General features: G+C 70.7%; 13 protein-coding genes. 3 read left to right on the forward strand and 10 right to left on the reverse strand.

Features of this window, described 5'->3' with window-relative positions; translation table 11 throughout:
- Positions 1-39: 39 nt before the first annotated feature.
- Positions 40-1,077 carry an ABC transporter ATP-binding protein gene (locus FHR36_RS02520; RefSeq protein WP_253794671.1) on the forward strand — a complete coding sequence of 346 codons (1,038 nt, stop codon included), beginning with the start codon at positions 40-42 and terminating at the stop codon, positions 1,075-1,077.
- Positions 1,067-2,152 carry an ABC transporter ATP-binding protein gene (locus FHR36_RS02525; RefSeq protein ID WP_253794672.1) on the forward strand — a complete coding sequence of 362 codons (1,086 nt, stop codon included), beginning with the start codon at positions 1,067-1,069 and terminating at the stop codon, positions 2,150-2,152. Before FHR36_RS02520 ends, FHR36_RS02525 begins: the two co-directional genes overlap by 11 nt.
- 67 nt (positions 2,153-2,219) lie before the next feature.
- Here the strand turns inward: FHR36_RS02525 and FHR36_RS02530 are convergent, their stop codons facing one another.
- The 10 genes from FHR36_RS02530 to FHR36_RS02575 all read right to left on the reverse strand — a co-directional run bounded on the left by FHR36_RS02530 (position 2,220) and on the right by FHR36_RS02575 (position 15,123).
- Positions 2,220-3,356: an ABC transporter ATP-binding protein gene (locus FHR36_RS02530; RefSeq protein ID WP_301329685.1), complete on the reverse strand. Its 1,137-nt coding sequence runs from the start codon at positions 3,354-3,356 to the stop codon at positions 2,220-2,222.
- A 31-nt stretch (positions 3,357-3,387) separates the two neighbouring features.
- Positions 3,388-4,461 (reverse strand): ABC transporter ATP-binding protein, encoded by a 1,074-nt coding sequence (locus tag FHR36_RS02535; protein WP_253793374.1) that lies wholly within the window; start codon positions 4,459-4,461, stop codon positions 3,388-3,390.
- A 55-nt stretch (positions 4,462-4,516) separates the two neighbouring features.
- Positions 4,517-5,497 carry an ABC transporter permease gene (locus tag FHR36_RS02540; protein ID WP_253793375.1) on the reverse strand — a complete coding sequence of 327 codons (981 nt, stop codon included), beginning with the start codon at positions 5,495-5,497 and terminating at the stop codon, positions 4,517-4,519.
- A gap of 179 nt (positions 5,498-5,676) precedes the next feature.
- Positions 5,677-7,440, reverse strand: a complete 1,764-nt coding sequence (locus FHR36_RS02545; protein WP_253793376.1) for an ABC transporter substrate-binding protein — start codon at positions 7,438-7,440, stop codon at positions 5,677-5,679.
- Positions 7,441-7,548: 108 nt separating this feature from the next.
- Complete coding sequence (locus FHR36_RS02550; protein WP_253793377.1) at positions 7,549-8,574, reverse strand: ABC transporter permease; 1,026 nt, start codon at positions 8,572-8,574, stop codon at positions 7,549-7,551.
- Positions 8,575-9,012: 438 nt separating this feature from the next.
- Positions 9,013-10,728, reverse strand: a complete 1,716-nt coding sequence (locus tag FHR36_RS02555) for an ABC transporter family substrate-binding protein (protein WP_253793378.1) — start codon at positions 10,726-10,728, stop codon at positions 9,013-9,015.
- Positions 10,729-10,921: 193 nt separating this feature from the next.
- A complete protein-coding gene (locus FHR36_RS02560) occupies positions 10,922-13,135 on the reverse strand; it encodes a peptidoglycan binding domain-containing protein (RefSeq protein ID WP_253793379.1) in 2,214 nt (737 codons plus the stop codon).
- Positions 13,136-13,399: 264 nt separating this feature from the next.
- On the reverse strand, positions 13,400-13,852 hold the full coding sequence (locus tag FHR36_RS02565; protein ID WP_253793380.1) for a DUF6113 family protein: 453 nt from the start codon (positions 13,850-13,852) through the stop codon (positions 13,400-13,402).
- Positions 13,846-14,736 (reverse strand): N-acetyl-1-D-myo-inositol-2-amino-2-deoxy-alpha-D-glucopyranoside deacetylase, encoded by an 891-nt coding sequence (mshB, locus tag FHR36_RS02570; protein WP_253793382.1) that lies wholly within the window; start codon positions 14,734-14,736, stop codon positions 13,846-13,848. Before mshB ends, FHR36_RS02565 begins: the two co-directional genes overlap by 7 nt.
- A 192-nt stretch (positions 14,737-14,928) precedes the next feature.
- Positions 14,929-15,123 carry a DUF2304 domain-containing protein gene (locus FHR36_RS02575; RefSeq protein WP_253793384.1) on the reverse strand — a complete coding sequence of 65 codons (195 nt, stop codon included), beginning with the start codon at positions 15,121-15,123 and terminating at the stop codon, positions 14,929-14,931.
- A gap of 268 nt (positions 15,124-15,391) precedes the next feature.
- Between FHR36_RS02575 and FHR36_RS02580 the strand changes: the two genes are divergently transcribed.
- Positions 15,392-17,506 carry a S9 family peptidase gene (locus tag FHR36_RS02580; RefSeq protein WP_253793386.1) on the forward strand — a complete coding sequence of 705 codons (2,115 nt, stop codon included), beginning with the start codon at positions 15,392-15,394 and terminating at the stop codon, positions 17,504-17,506.
- Positions 17,507-17,589 lie beyond the last annotated feature (83 nt).

Below are 17,589 nucleotides of genomic sequence, written 5' to 3' on the forward strand. Positions count from 1 at the left end.
GAGGGGAGCCGCACAGTGACCACTCAGGTGGGCAGCACCATGCCGGTCCACGAGGAGCCGTACAGCGGTCCGCTGCTGGACGTCCGCGATCTGCATGTGGAGTTCAAGACCCGGGACGGCGTGGCGCGGGCCGTCAACGGCGTCAACTACAGCGTCAGCGCGGGTGAGACCCTGGCGGTGCTGGGCGAGTCCGGCTCCGGCAAGTCCGTCACCGCGCAGGCCATCATGGGCATCCTCGACATGCCGCCGGCCCGGATCCCCCAGGGGGAGATCCTCTTCCGCGGGAAGGACATGCTGACCATGGGCCGCGAGGAGCGGCGGCAGATCCGCGGCCAGCGGATCGCGATGATCTTCCAGGACGCCCTCTCCTCGCTCAACCCCGTCCTGACCGTCGGCTACCAGCTCGGCGAGATGTACCGGGCCCACCACGGCACCGACCGCAAGGAAGCCAAGGCCAAGGCCATCGAGCTGATGGAGCGGGTGCGCATCCCGGCCGCCGCCGAGCGGGTCGGGGACTACCCGCACCAGTTCTCCGGCGGCATGCGCCAGCGCATCATGATCGCCATGGCGCTGGCCCTGGAACCGGACCTGATCATCGCCGACGAGCCCACCACCGCCCTCGACGTCACCGTCCAGGCCCAGGTGATGGACCTGCTCGCCGAGCTCCAGTCCGAGTACCACATGGGCCTGATCCTGATCACCCACGACCTCGGCGTGGTCGCCGACGTCGCGGACAAGATCGCCGTGATGTACGCGGGACGGATCGTCGAGACCGCCCCGGTGCACGACCTGTACGCGGCCCCCGCCCACCCGTACACCCGCGGCCTGCTGGACTCCATCCCCCGGCTGGACCAGAAGGGCCAGGAGCTCTACGCGATCAAGGGCCTGCCGCCCAACCTGATGCGGATCCCGCCCGGCTGCGCCTTCAACCCGCGCTGCCCCCGCGCCCAGGAGATCTGCCGGCGGGAGGTGCCCCGGCTGTTCGAGGTCACGGGGGACAACGACAGCCCGGTCCCGGGGCGCGGCAGCGCCTGCTTCTTCTGGAAGGAGACCCTCCATGACGCCGATGACGCCTAACGGAGCCACCCCGGTCGGTGCCGCCCTGGCGGAGGAGGCCGCCTTCGAGAAGCCGGTGTCGCGCGGTGAGCCGATCCTGGAAGTACGGGACCTGGTCAAGCACTTCCCGCTGACCAGGGGCGTCGTGTTCAAGAAGCAGGTCGGCGCGGTCAAGGCGGTGGACGGCGTCTCCTTCGACCTGATGCAGGGCGAGACGCTGGGCATCGTCGGCGAGTCCGGCTGCGGCAAGTCCACGCTGGCCAAGGTGCTGATGAACCTCGAGCCCGCCACCGCCGGGTCGGTGCGGTACAAGGGCGAGGAGATCTCCCACCTGACCGGCTCGGCGCTGAAGGCCGTCCGCCGCAACATCCAGATGGTGTTCCAGGACCCGTACACCTCGCTCAACCCGCGCATGACGGTCGGCGACATCATCGGGGAGCCGTACGAGATCCACCCCGAGGTGGCCCCGAAGGGCGACCGCCGCAAGGCCGTCCAGGACCTGCTGGACGTCGTCGGCCTCAACCCGGAGTACATCAACCGGTACCCGCACCAGTTCTCCGGCGGCCAGCGACAGCGCATCGGCATCGCCCGCGGCCTCGCCCTCAAGCCGGAGATCATCATCTGCGACGAGCCGGTCTCCGCACTGGACGTCTCGGTGCAGGCCCAGGTGATCAACCTGCTGGAGAAGCTGCAGAACGAGTTCAACCTGTCGTACATGTTCATCGCCCACGACCTCTCCATCGTCCGGCACATCTCGGACCGGGTCGGCGTCATGTACCTCGGCCGGATCGTCGAGATCGGCACCGACGAGGAGATCTACGAGCACCCCACCCACCCCTACACCCAGGCGCTGCTCTCCGCCGTCCCGGTGCCCGACCCGGTCGCGCGCGAGTCGCGGGACCGGATCGTGCTCGTCGGCGACGTGCCCTCGCCGGCCAACCCGCCCTCGGGCTGCCGCTTCCGCACCCGGTGCTGGAAGGCGCAGGAGAAGTGCGCCCAGGAGGTGCCGGCGCTCACCGTCCGGGAGTGGTTGGAGGGGCCGGCGGCCCACGACTCGGCCTGCCACTTCGCGGCCGAGCGGGAGAACGGGCAGTGAGCGGCGACCGCCGGAACTGAGAAAGGGCCCCCGGGTGACCGGGGGCCCTCTCACGTACTGCCGCGAGCTACTCGGCGGACTCGCGCTGCTCCGGGACGGAGGCCTTCGCCTCGGACTCCGGAGCCGTGGCGGCCTCGGTGGCAGGCGCCTTCGCGTTGCCCTGCACGTCCCCGAACTCGGGGAAGTGGCAGGCGGTCAGGTGACCGTCGGCGCTGCCGGAGAGCTGCACCAGCGGCGGCTCCTCGGTCGCGCACTTCTCCTGCGCCTTCCAGCAGCGGGTGCGGAAGCGGCAGCCGGACGGCGGGTTGAGCGGCGACGGGACGTCACCGGTCAGCCGGATCCGCTCGCCGGCCAGGTTGTCCGGGTCCGCGTCCGGCGCGGCCGACAGCAGCGCGTGGGTGTACGGGTGCCGGGGCGCCTCGTACAGCGAGTCGCGGTCGGCGATCTCGACGACCTTGCCGAGGTACATCACCGCGACACGCTGCGAGAAGTGCCGGACGATCGACAGGTCGTGCGCGATGAAGACGAAGGCGATCCCCAGCTCCTTCTGCAGCTCCTGCAGCAGGTTGACGACCTGGGCCTGGATCGACACGTCCAGGGCCGAGACCGGCTCGTCCGCGACGATCAGCTTCGGGTTGAGCGCGAGCGCGCGGGCGACACCGATGCGCTGGCGCTGACCGCCGGAGAACTCGTGCGGGAAGCGGTTGTAGTGCTCCGGGTTGAGACCGACGATCTCCAGCAGCTCCTTGACCCGGGCCTCACGGCCCTGGGGCGGGTTGATGCCGTTGATCTCCATCGGGCCGCTGATGATCGTGCCGACGGTGTGGCGCGGGTTCAGCGAGGAGTACGGGTCCTGGAAGATCATCTGGATCTCGGACCGGATCGGCGCCAGCTCCTTGCGGGAGGCGTGCGCGATGTCCTGACCCATGTACTTGATCGAACCGGCGGTGGGCTCGTACAGCCGGGTCACCAGGCGGCCGGTGGTGGACTTGCCGCAGCCGGACTCGCCGACCAGGCCGAGGCTCTCGCCGGCGTTCACGGTGAAGCTGACGTCGTCGACCGCCTGCACCGCGCCGACCTGGCGCTTGAACGGGAAGCCGCCCATCACCGGGAAGTGCTTGGTGAGGCCGGACACCTCCAGCAGCGGGGTGCCGGTGGCCACCGGCTTGGCGGCCGCGCCGCTCACGGTCTGCTCTGCGCTCATGGTTCTTTGCTCCTTAACCGAGAATCCGGACTCAGCTGCTCAGCCGGGGCAGGATCTGCTCGGTGAGGATGGACTGCTTCTGCGCGGGGGTGAGGTGGCAGGCGGAGAGGTGGCCGTTGGCCTCCTCCAGCGCCGGGCGCTCGGTGCGGCACTTGTCGCCGGTGACCTGCTCGCGGAACTCGCAGCGCGGGTTGAAGGCGCAGCCCGACGGCGGGTTGAGCAGCGACGGCGGCGAGCCCGGGATCGGCCGCAGCGGGATGTCCACCGAGGCGTTGATCCGCGGGATGGAGCTCAGCAGGCCCCAGCCGTACGGGTGCTGCGGGGTCTTCAGGATCTCGCGCATGGTGCCGCGCTCGACGGCCCGGCCCGCGTACATCACCAGCACGTCGTCGGCGATCTCGCGGATCACGCCGAGGTCGTGGGTGATGAAGATGATCGAGGTGCCGAACTCCTGCTGGAGGTCCTTCAGCAGGTCGACGATCTGGGCCTGCACGGTCACGTCGAGCGCGGTGGTCGGCTCGTCGGCGATCAGCAGCTTGGGGTTGCAGACCAGCGACATGGCGATCATCGCGCGCTGGCGCATACCACCGGAGAACTCGTGCGGGTAGGAGTCGACGCGCTTGTCGGGCTGCGGGATGCCGACCTTGGCCAGCATCTCGATGGCCCGCTCGCGGCCTTCCTTCTTGTTCGCGCCGGTGTGCTTCATGAACGGCTCGGCGATCTGCCGGCCGATCGTGTAGTACGGAGAGAGCGCGGCCAGCGAGTCCTGGAAGATCATCGCCATCTTGTTGCCGCGGAGCTTCTCGAGGTCTCGCTGCGGCAGGCCGATGAGCTCCTGGCCCTCCAGCTTGATGGAGCCCTCGATGGTGGTGTTGCGCGGGTTGTGCAGCCCCATCACGGCGAGGTTGGAGACCGACTTGCCGGAGCCGGACTCACCCACGATGCCGAGGGTCTTCCCGGCCTCCAGGTCGAAGTTGAGTTCGTTGACGGCCTTGACGATGCCGTCCTCGGTCCGGAAGCGGACGCGCAGGTCGCGGACGGAGAGGAAGGCGTCGCCTGCGCCGGCCGGGGTGCCGGCGGCCTCGGGCTTGGTGAGGGTGCTCACGGTCGGATCTCCTCGGGAACGGGGTGGTGCGGGGCGGGGATGGATGCGGGGGGCGTCATCCGATCCTCACCCGGGGGTCGAGGAGACCGTAGGCGGCGTCGACGACGATGTTGAAGACCAGGATCGCGGCGGCGCTGAACAGCAGCACGCCCAGCTCCAGCTGGGTGTCCTGGGCGGTGACCGACTTGACCGCCAGCATGCCGAGGCCGTGGATGCCGAAGGAGACCTCGGTGATGACGGCGCCGGAGAGCACCACGCCCAGGTCGAGGCCGAAGATGGTGACGATCGGGGCCATGGCGCCGCGGAGGGCGTAGCGCCACCACACGTACCGGTTCGACATGCCCTTCGCGCGGGCGGCGCGGATGTGGTCCTCGGAGAGCTGCTCGATCATCAGCGAGCGGACCTGGCGGGTGTAGTTCGACCAGAAGATGATCGACAGGACCAGCCACGGGAGGATCATCCCGGTGATCGAGCTGATCGGGTCCTCGGTGAAGGGGGTGTAGCCCGGCTTGTCGAGCCAGTGCAGGTTCGTCACGAACAGGGCCATCGCCAGCGGCGCGACGAAGAAGATCTGGGTCGACTGGCCGAGCTGGGAGAACGAGCTGGCGATCGTGTCGAACAGGCTGCCCTGCTTCCACGCGGAGACCATGCCCAGGGTGACACCGATGACCAGGAAGCAGACCGAACCGCCCAGCGCCAGCATGATGGTGGCCGGGTAGTTGTCCATGATCACGTCGATGACGAACTGGTGACGCGACTGCGAGTAGCCGAGGCACGGAGCGTTGCAGAAGCCGTCGGCACCGTGCGACGCACCGACGAACAGTCCCTTGACGTAGTCGAGGACCTGCTCGAAGTTCGACTTGTCCAGGCCCATGTTGTGCCGGACGATCGCGAGCTGCTGCGGCGAGCAGCCCTTCGGGCAGTTCAGCATGGCCTGGTCGACCGGCAGGCTCATGACTGCCAGATAGGTCAGCAGGACCAGCAGGAAGAGGATGACAATCGCGCCGAGCGCCCGGCGGGTGAGAAATCTGAGCATGGGTTGGGCTCTTCCGAGTCTGGGCGCCGTCGGCGGCCGCGTCGTGGAGAGTGCCGGGCCCGGTGTGGACCCGGATGTGGGCCTGTTCGGTATTCGGCAGCTGGACCGGTGGGGCCGCCCGGTCGGACGGCCCCACCGGCAGAGCGCGGGATCGTCAGATCCCGCGCCCTGTCAGGTCATTACTTGACGAAGATGCTGGAGATGTCCGTCGCGCCGATGACCTCGTTGTAGGCGACGCCGCCGAGGCCGGCACCGTACACCTGGTAGAACTTGTCGTAGGTCAGCGGGATCTTCGGGGTGTCCAGCAGCGCCTTGTCGGCGAGCTTCATCCACTCGTCGGCGGCCTGCTTCACGTCCGGGATCTTGTTGATGCGGTCGATCTCGGCGTTGACAGCGTCGCTGTTGTAGTGGGTGTAGTTCGGCGAACCGTCAGCGATGGTGCGGCCGTCCAGGGTCGGCGGGACGACGGTGGAGATCTGCGGCCAGTCCGCGCCCCAGCCGGTGCGGTACAGGTCGAAGCCGTTGTCCTTCTTGCCGATGGTCGAGTAGTAGCTGGTCGGGTCCAGCTCCTTGCGCTCGACCTTGAAGCCGGAGTTGTTCAGCGCCTCCTGGATGGCGGCGGCAACCGGCTGCCAGCGCGGGGTGTTGGCGTACGCGAGAACGATCGGGTAGTTCTCGGCGCCGGCCTCCTTCAGCAGCGCCTTGGCCGCGTCCGGGTCACCCTCCGGCTTGGCCTTCAGGCCCAGCGGGTCGGAGTCCTTCCAGCCGGCCACGGTCGGGCTGACCAGGTTGTTGGCGACGTCGCCGGTGGCCGAGCCACCGAGCAGCTTCTGCACCTGGGCGCGCGGGAAGGCGAGGGCGAGGGCCTTGCGGACCTTCGGGTCCTTCACGCGGGTGTTGTTGATGTCGAAGGTGTCGACGAACGGCTGGAACTTGTTGATCAGGCGGTCCTTGTAGGACGCCAGGTCACCCTGGATCTTGGCGATCGACGGGTTGTCGGCGTTCTGGACCAGGGTCAGCGCGTTCTTGTCGTCGCCGTTGCCGGCGATCAGACGCTGGGTCAGCAGCGGGTTCGTGATGCCGAGCTCGAACTCCCAGCTGTCCACGTACTGGTGCCGGATCGGGTCGCTCTTCGGGTCCCAGTTGGGGTTCTTCACCAGCTTGAGGGACTTGTCCTTCTCGTAGCTGGCGATCTTGTAGGGGCCGATGGAGACCGGGTGGTCGTTGTACTTCTCCTTGTCGTCCTTCGACTTCTGGATGGCCGTGATGTTCGGCATGGCCATCGCGTAAGGCGCGTCGGCGTGCGCCTCCTTGAAGTGGAAGACGATGGTCTTGTCATCGGGGGTGCCGATGACGTCGTCACCGAGGTCCTTGCCGTCGTACGGACCGGCGTAGACCTTGCGGTAGTCCGCGCCGGACAGCCAGGTCTGGACGTAGGTCGGGCCCTGGTCCTGGTAGTCGGCGTACAGGCGCTCGACCGAGTACTTGATGTCCTTCGAGGTGATCGGCGAGCCGTCCTCGAACTTCAGGCCGTCCTTGAGGGTGTACGTCCAGGTCTTGCCCTCGTCCGACTCCTTGCCGGTGTCGGTGGCCATGTCGCCGACCAGGATGGTCTTGCCGGTGGCCGGGTCGACCTTGTAGTTGGTCAGGGTGCGGCTGTAGAGCTGCGAGACGGCCTGGTACTCGTTGACGTAGATCTGGCCCGGGTCCAGGTAGTCGAAGCCGGCGGACTCGATGCCGTGGGCGGTGCCGCCCGGCTTGGCGCCGGCGACATCCTTGGCCGGGCCGGTCGAGTCGGCAGCGGTGCCGAGGCCGAAGTTCTGCACCTCCGACTTGGCGCCGTCGCCGGAGACCTTGTTGTTGTGACCACTGGAGCAAGCGGTCAGGGACAGAGCGCTGATCGCCAGCATCGCGGGCACGTACGCGGCCTTGCGAAGTCTCATGGGTTCCTACCTGTCACTTGGCATGGGATGTCTGGTCAGCGCTGACCACCGGGGCACCGGGGACTGCTGGACTCAGGTGATGCGGGGGGCTGTGCGAGGGTGGTGCAGTTACCGGATGGTCTTCGGGTCGAGAGCGTCCCGGACCGCGTCCCCGAGCAGGTTGAACGCGAGGACGAAGGTCGTCAGCGCGATGCCGGGGAAGATCAGATAGGTGAGGTCGGACTCGTAGTACTGGGCGGCGTCGGAGAACATCCGGCCCAGGTCCGGGGTCGGGCTGGTGAAGCCCACTCCGAGGAAGGAGAGACCGGCCGCAGAGGTGATCATCGCGGGGAGCGTCAGCGTCGCCTGGACCAGGATCGTGGTGGCCAGGTTGGGCAGCAGCTCCTTGAAGATGATCCGCCGCGGCGAGGCGCCGGCGATCTTCGCGGCCTCGATGTACTCGCGCTCGCGGAGGCTGATGGTGATCGAGCGGATCAGACGGGCCATGCCCATCCAGCCGAGCAGCGCGAGGATCACCCACATGCCGACCAGGCGGACCCAGGTCGGGGTCTCCTTGTCGATCGGCACGATCGCGTTGACCACGATCGGGAAGAAGGCGATCGCCGTCAGCTGGGAGGGCAGCGCCAGCAGCATGTCGCTGAAGCGGCCGACGAAGTAGTCGAACTTGCCGCCGAGGTAGCCCTGGGCCAGGCCGATCACCACGCCCATCAGCGTGGAGCTGATCACCACGATCAGGCCCACACCGAGCGAGGTGCGGATGCCGTAGACGATGTTGGTGAAGATGTCCTGGCCGGTCTGCGGCGTGATGCCGAACCAGAAGTCGCCGCTCATACCGCCGTTGGGCGCGACCGGCAGGCCGAAGTCGTCCAGCAGCGTGGAGTCCTTCATGCCGTAGAACTCGTACGGGCTCTTGCCGTACAGAGCAGAGATCACTGGCGCCAGTACGGCGGCCAGGATGTACGCGAGGGTGATCACAGCACAGACCACGCCCGTGCGGTTGCGCTTGAAGCGGCTCCAGGCGATCTGGCCCGGGGTGCGCCCGAGGAGCTCGACCGGCTTGGCGCCGGCGGCGTCCGTGGACCCGACGAGGACGGGGTCTTCCTCAGTCGTCGTGGCCCCAGTTGGCGTCGTCATGGTGCAAAAGCTCCCGACCGTGGTCCGTGCAGCAGCAAGGAGTAAGAAGTTGGATGCACGGACTCTTGCAAGTCGTTTATCGAACGTCAAGAGTTTCTCAGCTGCTGGTCGGGCATTTCTTGCTTCGTTCTGGAACGTCAACCACTTCGTAGTTCCAAAAACCTTGACAGCGCTCCAGTGAGACGGTCAAAACCGGACAAACGACCCCGAAGCCGGTTCACGCGTCCGTAACCCGAGCGCGACAAGTCCGCTATCAGGACGGCCCGTCCGGCTGGTCGGTAACGCAACGCGCGTAGACTTGATGTCCGAAATGGGGCTTTTGCGGGTTCTTATTCACTGTATTTAAGTGTCCGATAATCGGACACTATCGTTTCGGGGCATCTCGGGGTGAATTCGGGGTGGCATTTTCTCGCCATTGGCGGGTTTTCGCCGCCACGGTTACTTCACGAGGCCGATGTTCTCGTACACGAAGTCGGACAGGCCCGGCGCGCCGAGGTTGGCGACGTTCTTGCGGACGCCGTAGATGGCCGGCCGCTGGTAGAGCGGGACCATGCCCGCCACCTGCCAGGCCTCGGCGTCGGCCCGGTTGATCGCCTCGGTCGCGTCGTCGGTGGTGCCGGCCCGGCCCGCGTCGGCCATCGCGCGGTCCAGGGTCTTGCTGCCCACCTGTGCGTAGTTGCCGCCGGCGTCCTGCTGGAAGGTACTGGTCGAACTCGTCGCAGGGAAGGGGGTGCCCAGCAGGGCGAAGGCGGTCAGGTCGAAGTCGTGCTTGTAGACGTACTTGTCGAAGAACTCCCCCGCGGGGACGCTCTCCACACTCACCTTCACCCCGACCTCGCCCAGCATCCGGGTCACCAGGGTGCTCTCGTTGGCCGCCACCTGGTTGCCGGTCGGCACCACGAAGCGCAGCGCCAGCTCCCGGCCGTCCTTGGCCCGCACCCCGGACGGGCCGACCTTCCAGCCCGCGTCGTCCAGCTCGGCCGCGGCGCCCTGCGGGTCGTAGCGGCTCAGCCCGTTGGAGTTGTCCTGGTAGCCGTGCTGGCCGGGCACCAGGAAGTGGTTGTTCATCGGGACGTACGGCCAGTCCAGGCCGTTCAGGTCGGTGCGGGTGATCTCGGCCCGGTCCACCGCCCGGAACAGTGCCTGGCGCACCCGGGCGTCGGTGAGCTGGGGGCTGCGGCCGTTCAGCAGCAGCTGCCGCAGGTTGGGGCCGCCGGCCTTGCGCACCTCGCCGCCCGCGGTGGCCAGGATCGTCCGGTAACCGGCCGCGTTGGGGCCGTTGTTGTAGAAGTCGACGTCGCCCTTGGCGAAGGCGTCCGGCATCACGCCGGTGTCGATCGCCTTGAAGGTGATCCGGTCCAGCATCGGCCGATCGCCCCACCAGGCGGGGTCCGCGACCACGGTGACGGTCTTCGTCGCCGGGTCCAGCTTCTCCACCTTGAACGGGCCGCCGGTGACCGGGATCCGGCCCTTGAAGGAGGTGTTGAACAGCTCCGGGGTGGAGATGTACTTGGCCGGCATCAGCGGCGAGTTGGCGGCGTTGTTGAACATCGCCTGCCACTCGGAGAACGGCTCCTTGAAGACCATCACGGCCTGGAAGTCGTCCCCGCCCCGGCTGACGCTCTCCACCTGGTCGAAGCCGGTGGTGGTGGACGTCTTGTAGGCGTCGTCGGCGCCGTTCATCGCCTGCCAGGTGGCCTGCAGGTCGCGCCAGGTGATCGGCTCGCCGTCGGACCAGTGCGCCTTGGGGTTGAGGGTCCACACCACGACCTGCTTGCCCTGTCGCGTCTCGACGTGGGCGTCGCGCAGGTAGGCCGGGTTGGGGGTCTGGGTGCCGCCCGCGTCGGACCGCCAGAGGGTCGGCAGCAGGGCCTTCATCACGTCGTTCGTGGAGGCCTCCGAGCCGTCCGCGTTCAGCGGGTTCCACTGGCTGGAGAACTGGTCGATGGCCCAGTTCAGGGTGCCGCCCTGGCGGAGCTGCTCGCGCGGCTTGGCGTTCAGGGCCAGTTGGGTCATCCGGGGTGCGGAGCCGGCGTCCGCCGCCATCGGTCCCCCGCCCGCGTCCGCCGACCCGGGCTGGGCGCAGGAGCAGAGCGCGAAGGACAGGGCCGCCACCGAGGCGGCCAGGGCGAGCGGGATCCGGGGTCTCGGCATGCGGGACATCTTGGGGAGCGTCACCGCGCGTTGTCGACCGGCTCCCGATCAAGGATTGGTAACCGGACCGGTCACGGCGGGCCACCGGGGTGATTTGCCCCGTTGCGCCCCGCCACTGGCGAGGATCCGCCAGTACGCCGCGGGGCCGGGACCCGTTCCAGGTCCCGGCCCCGTTCGGGCTGTTGACGCGCGGTCAGGAGGCGAACTTGAACACGCGGTCCTTGCCGGTCTTGTCGAAGGTCTGGGTGAGACCGTCGGCGACGTCCTGCGCGGTGATCGGCACCAGCTGGCCGTTCTTCTTGAACTTCACCTTGTCGAAGCTGGTGCCCATGGCGGCGTCCAGCTTGTCCAGGTCCCACTTGGGCACGATCTTGCCGGAGGCGTCCGGGGCCAGGGTGAGCGCCTTGGCCGCGGTGTTCTTGCCGAAGTCCCACTTGTGGGTGCCGGCCATGACGGTCACGTTGCCGGCCAGCACCTGCTTGCCGAGCGAGTCGGCGGCGGCCTGCAGCGCGTCCTGGGCGACCTTCGGCTGGGCGGGCGCCAGGCCCAGTGCGATCTCGCCGTCGGCCTGGCCGGCGGCGCGGTTGCGGTACGCCTGCTCGACCTGGTCGGCCGCGCTCGCCGAGTCCAGCCCCTGCCCGGCCTTGCCCGGGACGACCTCGGCCTGGCCGGCGTCGGTGAAGCGGACGAAGCCCTCCTGGAGGCCCGAGCCCGACTTGGCGGCCAGGTCGTCCAGCGCGGCCTTGAGCTTGGCCTTGTCGACCCGGACCTCGGGCGCGACGGCCTTGCCGCCGCCGGTCAGCGAGCCGATCACCTCGACCGGGTTGTAGCTGTGCTTGGTCAGCCCGTCCACGGTGGCGGTGGTGTCGAAGCTGAGGCCGGCGGTCGCCGGGTCCAGCTGCACCGCCTTGTCGCCGATCTTCAGCTTGAGCGGCTGCTGGCCGGCCTTGCCGACCGTGCCGTCCAGCGCGGTGACCGCCTGGTCACGGGTGTCGCCGCCGATGTCGGTGCCGAGCACCGTGGTGCCCTTGGGGATGTCGGCCTGGTTGAGCATCAGACCGGTGCCGTACGCGGCCGCGCCGGCGAACAGCAGACCGCCGACCGCGTAGCCGGCCAGCTTGCCGCCGCGGCCGGACTTCTTCTTGGCGGCCGGGGCGGCGGGAGCGGCGGCCGCGGGGGCCTCCTGCTCCGGCTCGGCGCCCTGGGCGCTCTGGGCGCCGTCCGGAGCCGCCGGGGGCTGGTTGTTCGGGGTGTTCGCCCGCGGCGAGCCGGGGAACGGCCGGGCCGGACCGGGGGAGTCGGCGAAGCGGCCGACACCAGGACGGGTGGTCGCGAACGGGTCCTCGGGGCCGGTGTGCTCGCCCGGATACGGGTCCGCACCGGCGATCGGCCGGCCGGCCGCGTCGGTGCCCGGGCGGCCGGTGGGATGCGGGTCGGCCGGGGCCCGGCCGCCGCGCGGACCACCGGTGGCCGGCGGGGCGGAGGCGAACAGCGGGGCGCCCGGCGCGCCGGGTATCCCGCCCTGGGGGCGGTCGTCCTCGATCGGGTCGAAGCCGCCGATCTGGGTGTCCTCGGGCTCCTCGTCCAGCGGCGGCCGGGGCGCACCCTGCGGGCCGCCCGGGCGCCGAGCGCCGAACGGATCGGCGCCGGGCGCGGGCCGACCGGCCTGGCCGGCGGCGGGCCGGCCGCCCGGACGGCCGGTGGCGAAGGGGTCGGCCTGGGGAGCGGCCCCGAACGGGTCGGCCTGGGGGCCGGCCGCGAACGGGTCCACCGGGCCCTGCGGGCCGCCCGCCGGACGGCCGGCGAACGGGTCCTCGGCGCGGTAGGGCGAGGCCCCGTACGGGTCCTGGCCGCGGCGCTCGGCCGGGCCGGGGCCCTGGCCCTGGCGGGCCGCCGGGGCCTCGGCCCCGGGCTGCGGCGCGAACGGCGACGCCGGAGTGCCGGAGGGACGCGGAGCCGCGCCGCGCCGGGGCTCCGCCGCGGCCGGGCGCTCACCGGCGGGCGCGCCCGCCGGGACGGACGCCGGCTCGGAGTCGTTGCGGGACTTCTGCCGGGGCTTGAACCACTCGCCGGTCGCGTCCGACTCGCTCGCGGGCGCGGGCTCCTGCCACTCCGGCGGCAGGTTCGGCGGGGTCGCGGTCCGGGCGGAGTCCTCCATCACGCCGCGCACCGGGTCACCGCTGCCGCCGCCGCGGTGCCGCGGCCCGGCGGGCTCCTCCGGCGCCTTCTCGTTCTTGACGGGGCTGCGGACGACCACCGGCGGGATCGGGCGGGAGCCCGGGATGTTGATCCGGATCCGGGTGGTCAACGTGGTCTCCGTCTTCGGGACCTCGTCGGCCTCCGGCTCGGGGGCGCCCTGCGCCGCACCGCCCGGGGCGAACGGGTCGGCGCCGAAGCCAGCGGGCATGCCAGTGCCGTAGGGCGGGGTGCCGGACGGGTACGCGTCGGGGCCGCTGCGACGAGGCGGCGGGAAGGCGCTGTCAGATTCGCGGCTGCTCAATGCTGCTCTGCTCCGGGTTCGCGGCCGGGCCGGCTCGGGCCGTCCGCGGCTTTGTGCCAGCTGTTCTCGTGTTGGCTGCGGCCGACTTGCCGCGGCACCACCTTACTGGTCGGCAAAACCGGCAGAACGGCTACCTCAATATCCGGTACGTCCGGTTCGTCCGTATTGAGACTATGGGCGACCATTCCTGACCGCGCGTTGCCCGTCCAGTGGGGGGACCCCGAAGGCGAAGCCCGACCGGGTCGGCAGGGTCGCGCAGACCACGCCCGCCACCGCGCCCAGGAAGAGGTAGAGGTACGAGGTCACGCTCGCCTCCAGGACCAGGTCGCCCTCCCGCCGCGGAGCCAGAAGGACCATCAGCACCAGGAACCAGCCGCCCAGCGGGATCCCCGCGCCGAGCTTGGTCCCGGTCGCCCGCAGGCCGCCGTAGAACAGCGCCGCCGTGGCCACCAGCGCCAGCACCAGGCCGGCCGGCGCCCACAGGGTCTGCACAAATGCTCCGCACAGCGAGACCAGCACACCGAGCAGGAACAGCACCACGTACAGCGTGACGCGCAGCCCGCGCGGCGGCAGCGGCTCGGCCAGCCGCTCGGCGCGGGTCCCCAGAATCCGGCTGATCAGCACGCGTCCACCCCGGCGAACAGATCGGTCTCCGGGCGCCCCTCGCCGAGGGCGCCGCGGACCAGCTGGTAGTACTCGGTGGCCACGAGCGGCTGCCCGAGATTGTTGCTCAACGCGAAGAACGGCCCGTCCACGGTGATCTGGGTGGCGTGCGCCCGCATCGCCGCGGCCTTCGCCCCGGCGTACGCCGAACCCTCCAGCACCGTGGTGACCAGCTCGTCGTCGACCACGCCCGGCACGTCCGACGGCTCCGCCACCCCGGGGAACGGCGCCTTGGCGGCCGTCTCGGCCAGCCCCTGCGCCAGCACCGAGCGCGGCATCCGGTTGTAGTAGACCTTGGCGATCCGCCAGGCCTCGCCCAGCTCCGGCCGGAACGCCGGATCGGCCGCCAGCTCGTACGCGCGCAGCGCCACCCGGTGCGCCTGGATGTGGTCCGGGTGCCCGTAGCCGCCGTTCTCGTCGTACGTCACCAGCACCTGCGGGCGCACCTCGCGGACCACCGCCACCAGGTGGCCGGCCGCCTCGTCCACCTCGGCCCGCCAGAAGCAGCCGGGCACGTCGTTGTCCGGGACGCCCATCATCCCGGAGTCCCGGTAGCGCCCGGCGCCGCCCAGGAAGCGGACGTCGGTGACCCCGAGCTCGCCCATCGCGGCGGTCAGCTCGCCGATCCGGTACTCGCCCAGCGCGTCGTCCCGGTCGGCGGTCAGGTGGGCCTGCCCGGGCGGGATCACCTCGCCGCCCTCGCCGAGGGTGCAGGTCACCAGCGTGACCCGTGCACCCTCGGCGGCGTAGCGCGCCATGGTGGCGCCGTTGCCGATCGACTCGTCGTCGGGATGGGCGTGCACCAACAGCAGGCTGCGCGGCGGCCGGGCGGGGGCGGAGTTCATGGCCAGCAGCCTAGGCCCTCTCTTTCGGATCACGCCGGGCACCCGCCGCCGGAGCACGCACCTCGCCGGCTTGTCGTCGGTCGCCGATGCTCCGCATGGACTCCCTCCTCCGCACCGCCGAGCCACGCACTCCAACGACGCGCGCTGATCCGACGTGACCCGAAAGAGAGGGCCCGGTGCCGCGCCCTCGCGTCAGAGCTTCAGGTTGTTGATCATTCCGGCCACGTTGGCCGTCACGGCCTGGATCGACGGGGCGATGGAGGTGGACGCGAGGTAGAAGCCGAGCAGTGCGCAGATGATCGCGTGGGTCAGCTTGAGGCCCGAGCGCTTGACCAGCACCCAGACCATGACCAGCATCAGCACGGCTGCGGAGACGGACAAAGCCATGACGGCTCACACCCTTCCTCGGGTGCGCCGCCCCGGGGGCCGGGGCGGCGTTGATCGATGGGTCAACTGATACCCGATCCGTGCCCGCCGCATCACGATCCGTGAGTCCGTCCGGGGTGTCGCCGGTGTGTTCGGGGGCGCACCCTGGCCGGTCAGGGCGGGTCGGCCGCCCCGTGCGCGGCCCCGCACGGGCGCTCCGCCGAACGAGTGATCACCGGCCCCCGCCGGCCCTGGGCCCGTCTTCGAGACGGCCCTAGAGTCTGGTGCCATGACCACCGAGCACCCACAGGACACCTTCCCCCGGCAGTCGGCGCGGACCCTGCGCTACACCGTCGGCGCGCCCCGGTCGTTCACCGTCGCACCGGACGGCTCCCGGGTCTTCTTCCTCCGCTCACGCGGCGGCGCCGATCGGGCCAACCTGCTCTGGACCCTGGACACCCTGACCGGCGAGGAGCGCGCCGTCGCCGACCCGCACGCCCTGCTCGGCGGCGGCGAGGAGCACCTGTCCGCCGCCGAACGGGCCCGCCGCGAGCGCAGCCGCGAGGGCTCGGCCGGCATCGTCGGCTACGCCCTGGACGGCGCCGGCACCCGGGCCGCCTTCGCCCTCTCCGGCCGGCTCTTCCTGGCCGACCCGGACCTCGGCTCCGCCCGTGAACTCCCCGCCGCCGGACCGCTGCTGGACCCGCGCCCGTCGCCGGACGGAGCCCACGTCGCGTACGCCAACACCGCCGGCGAGCTGCGGATCAGCCGTACCGACGGCGCCGGGGACCGCGCCCTGGCCTCCCCGGAGTCGGCCGGGGTGACCTGGGGTCAGGCCGAGTTCATCGCCCAGGAGGAGATGGGCCGCGACCGCGGGTACTGGTGGTCGCCGGACGGCCGCTTCCTGCTCGCCGCCCGGGCCGACGACACCCCGGTGCGCCGCTGGTGGATCGCCGACCCGGCCAACCCGGACACCGTGCCCGCCGAGGTCGCGTACCCGGCCGCCGGCACCCCCAACGCGACCGTCGGCCTGTGGCTGATCGGGTTGGACGGCACCCGGGTCGAGATCGACTGGGACCGGGACGCCTTCCCCTACCTCGCCCGGGTGCACTGGTCGGCCGGCGGCCCGCCGCTGCTGCTGGTGCAGAGCCGCGACCAGCGCAGCCAGCAGATCCGCACCGTCGACGTGGCGAGCGGCGCGACCGAGGCGCTCACCGAGGAGAGCGACCCCGTCTGGCACGACCTGTACGCCGGGGTGCCGGCCTGGACGCCGGACGGACGGCTGGTCCGGGTCACCGACCAGGGCGGGGTGCGCGCCCTGGTGGTCGGCGACGAGGCGGTCACCGGGGCCGACCTGCACGTCCGCTCGGTGCTGGCGATCGGCGAGGACGGCGTGCTGTTCTCCGCCTCCGCCGGCGAGGCGGACCGGGAGCGGCCGCCCGGCTGGACCGGACTGTTCGAGGCCGGCCCCGAGGGCGTCCGGCCGTTCGGCCCGGACGGCGGCGCGGCCTCCGCGGTCCGCGGCGGCGACGTCACCGTGCTCTCCACCGCCTCCGCCACCACCCCGGGCACCACCGTCCGGCTGCTGCGCGAGGGCGAGCCGGTCGCCACCGTCGCCTCGTACGCCGAGACCCCGCTGCTCACCGCCCGCCCGGCCTTCCGCTTCGCCGGGGAGCGGCGGATCCCCTGCGCGGTCTTCCTGCCGAGCGGCTACGACGCCGAGCGGGACGGGCCGCTGCCGGTGCTGATGGACCCGTACGGCGGGCCGCACGGCCAGCGGGTGGTGCAGGCCCAGGCCGGCCACCTCACCTCGCAGTGGTTCGCCGACCAGGGCTTCGCCGTGGTGGTCGCCGACGGCCGCGGCACCCCCGGCCGCAGCCCCGCCTGGGAGAAGGCGATCGCCTTCGACTTCGCCGGCGTCACCCTGGACGACCAGGTCCACGCCCTGCACGCGCTGGCCGAGGAGTTCCCGCTCGACCTGGACCGGGTCGGCATCCGTGGCTGGTCCTACGGTGGCTACCTGGCCGCACTCGCCGTCCTGCGCCGTCCCGACGTCTTCCACGCCGCCGTCTCCGGCGCCCCGGTGACCGACTGGCGGCTGTACGACACCCACTACACCGAGCGCTACCTCGGCCACCCCGACCAGCGGCCCGAGGTGTACGAGGCCAACTCGCTGATCGCCGACGCGCCGAAGCTGGAGCGGCCGCTGATGATCGTCCACGGCCTGGCCGACGACAACGTGGTGGCGGCGCACACCCTGCGGCTGTCGTCCGCGCTGCTGGCCGCCGGCCGGCCGCACACCGTGCTGCCGCTCAGCGGGGTCACCCACATGACCCCGCAGGAGCAGGTCGCCGAGAACCTGCTGCTGCTGCAGGTCGACTTCCTGCGCCGCAACCTCGGCTGACACCCCCGGCGGGCCGCCCGACCCATGACATCTGTCATGGCGAAGGCGCGACGGCCTGCACTGCCGCGCGACCCCCCGTTCCG

The organism is Kitasatospora cinereorecta (assembly GCF_024172095.1).
Classification (GTDB): Bacteria; Actinomycetota; Actinomycetes; order Streptomycetales; family Streptomycetaceae; genus Kitasatospora; species Kitasatospora cinereorecta.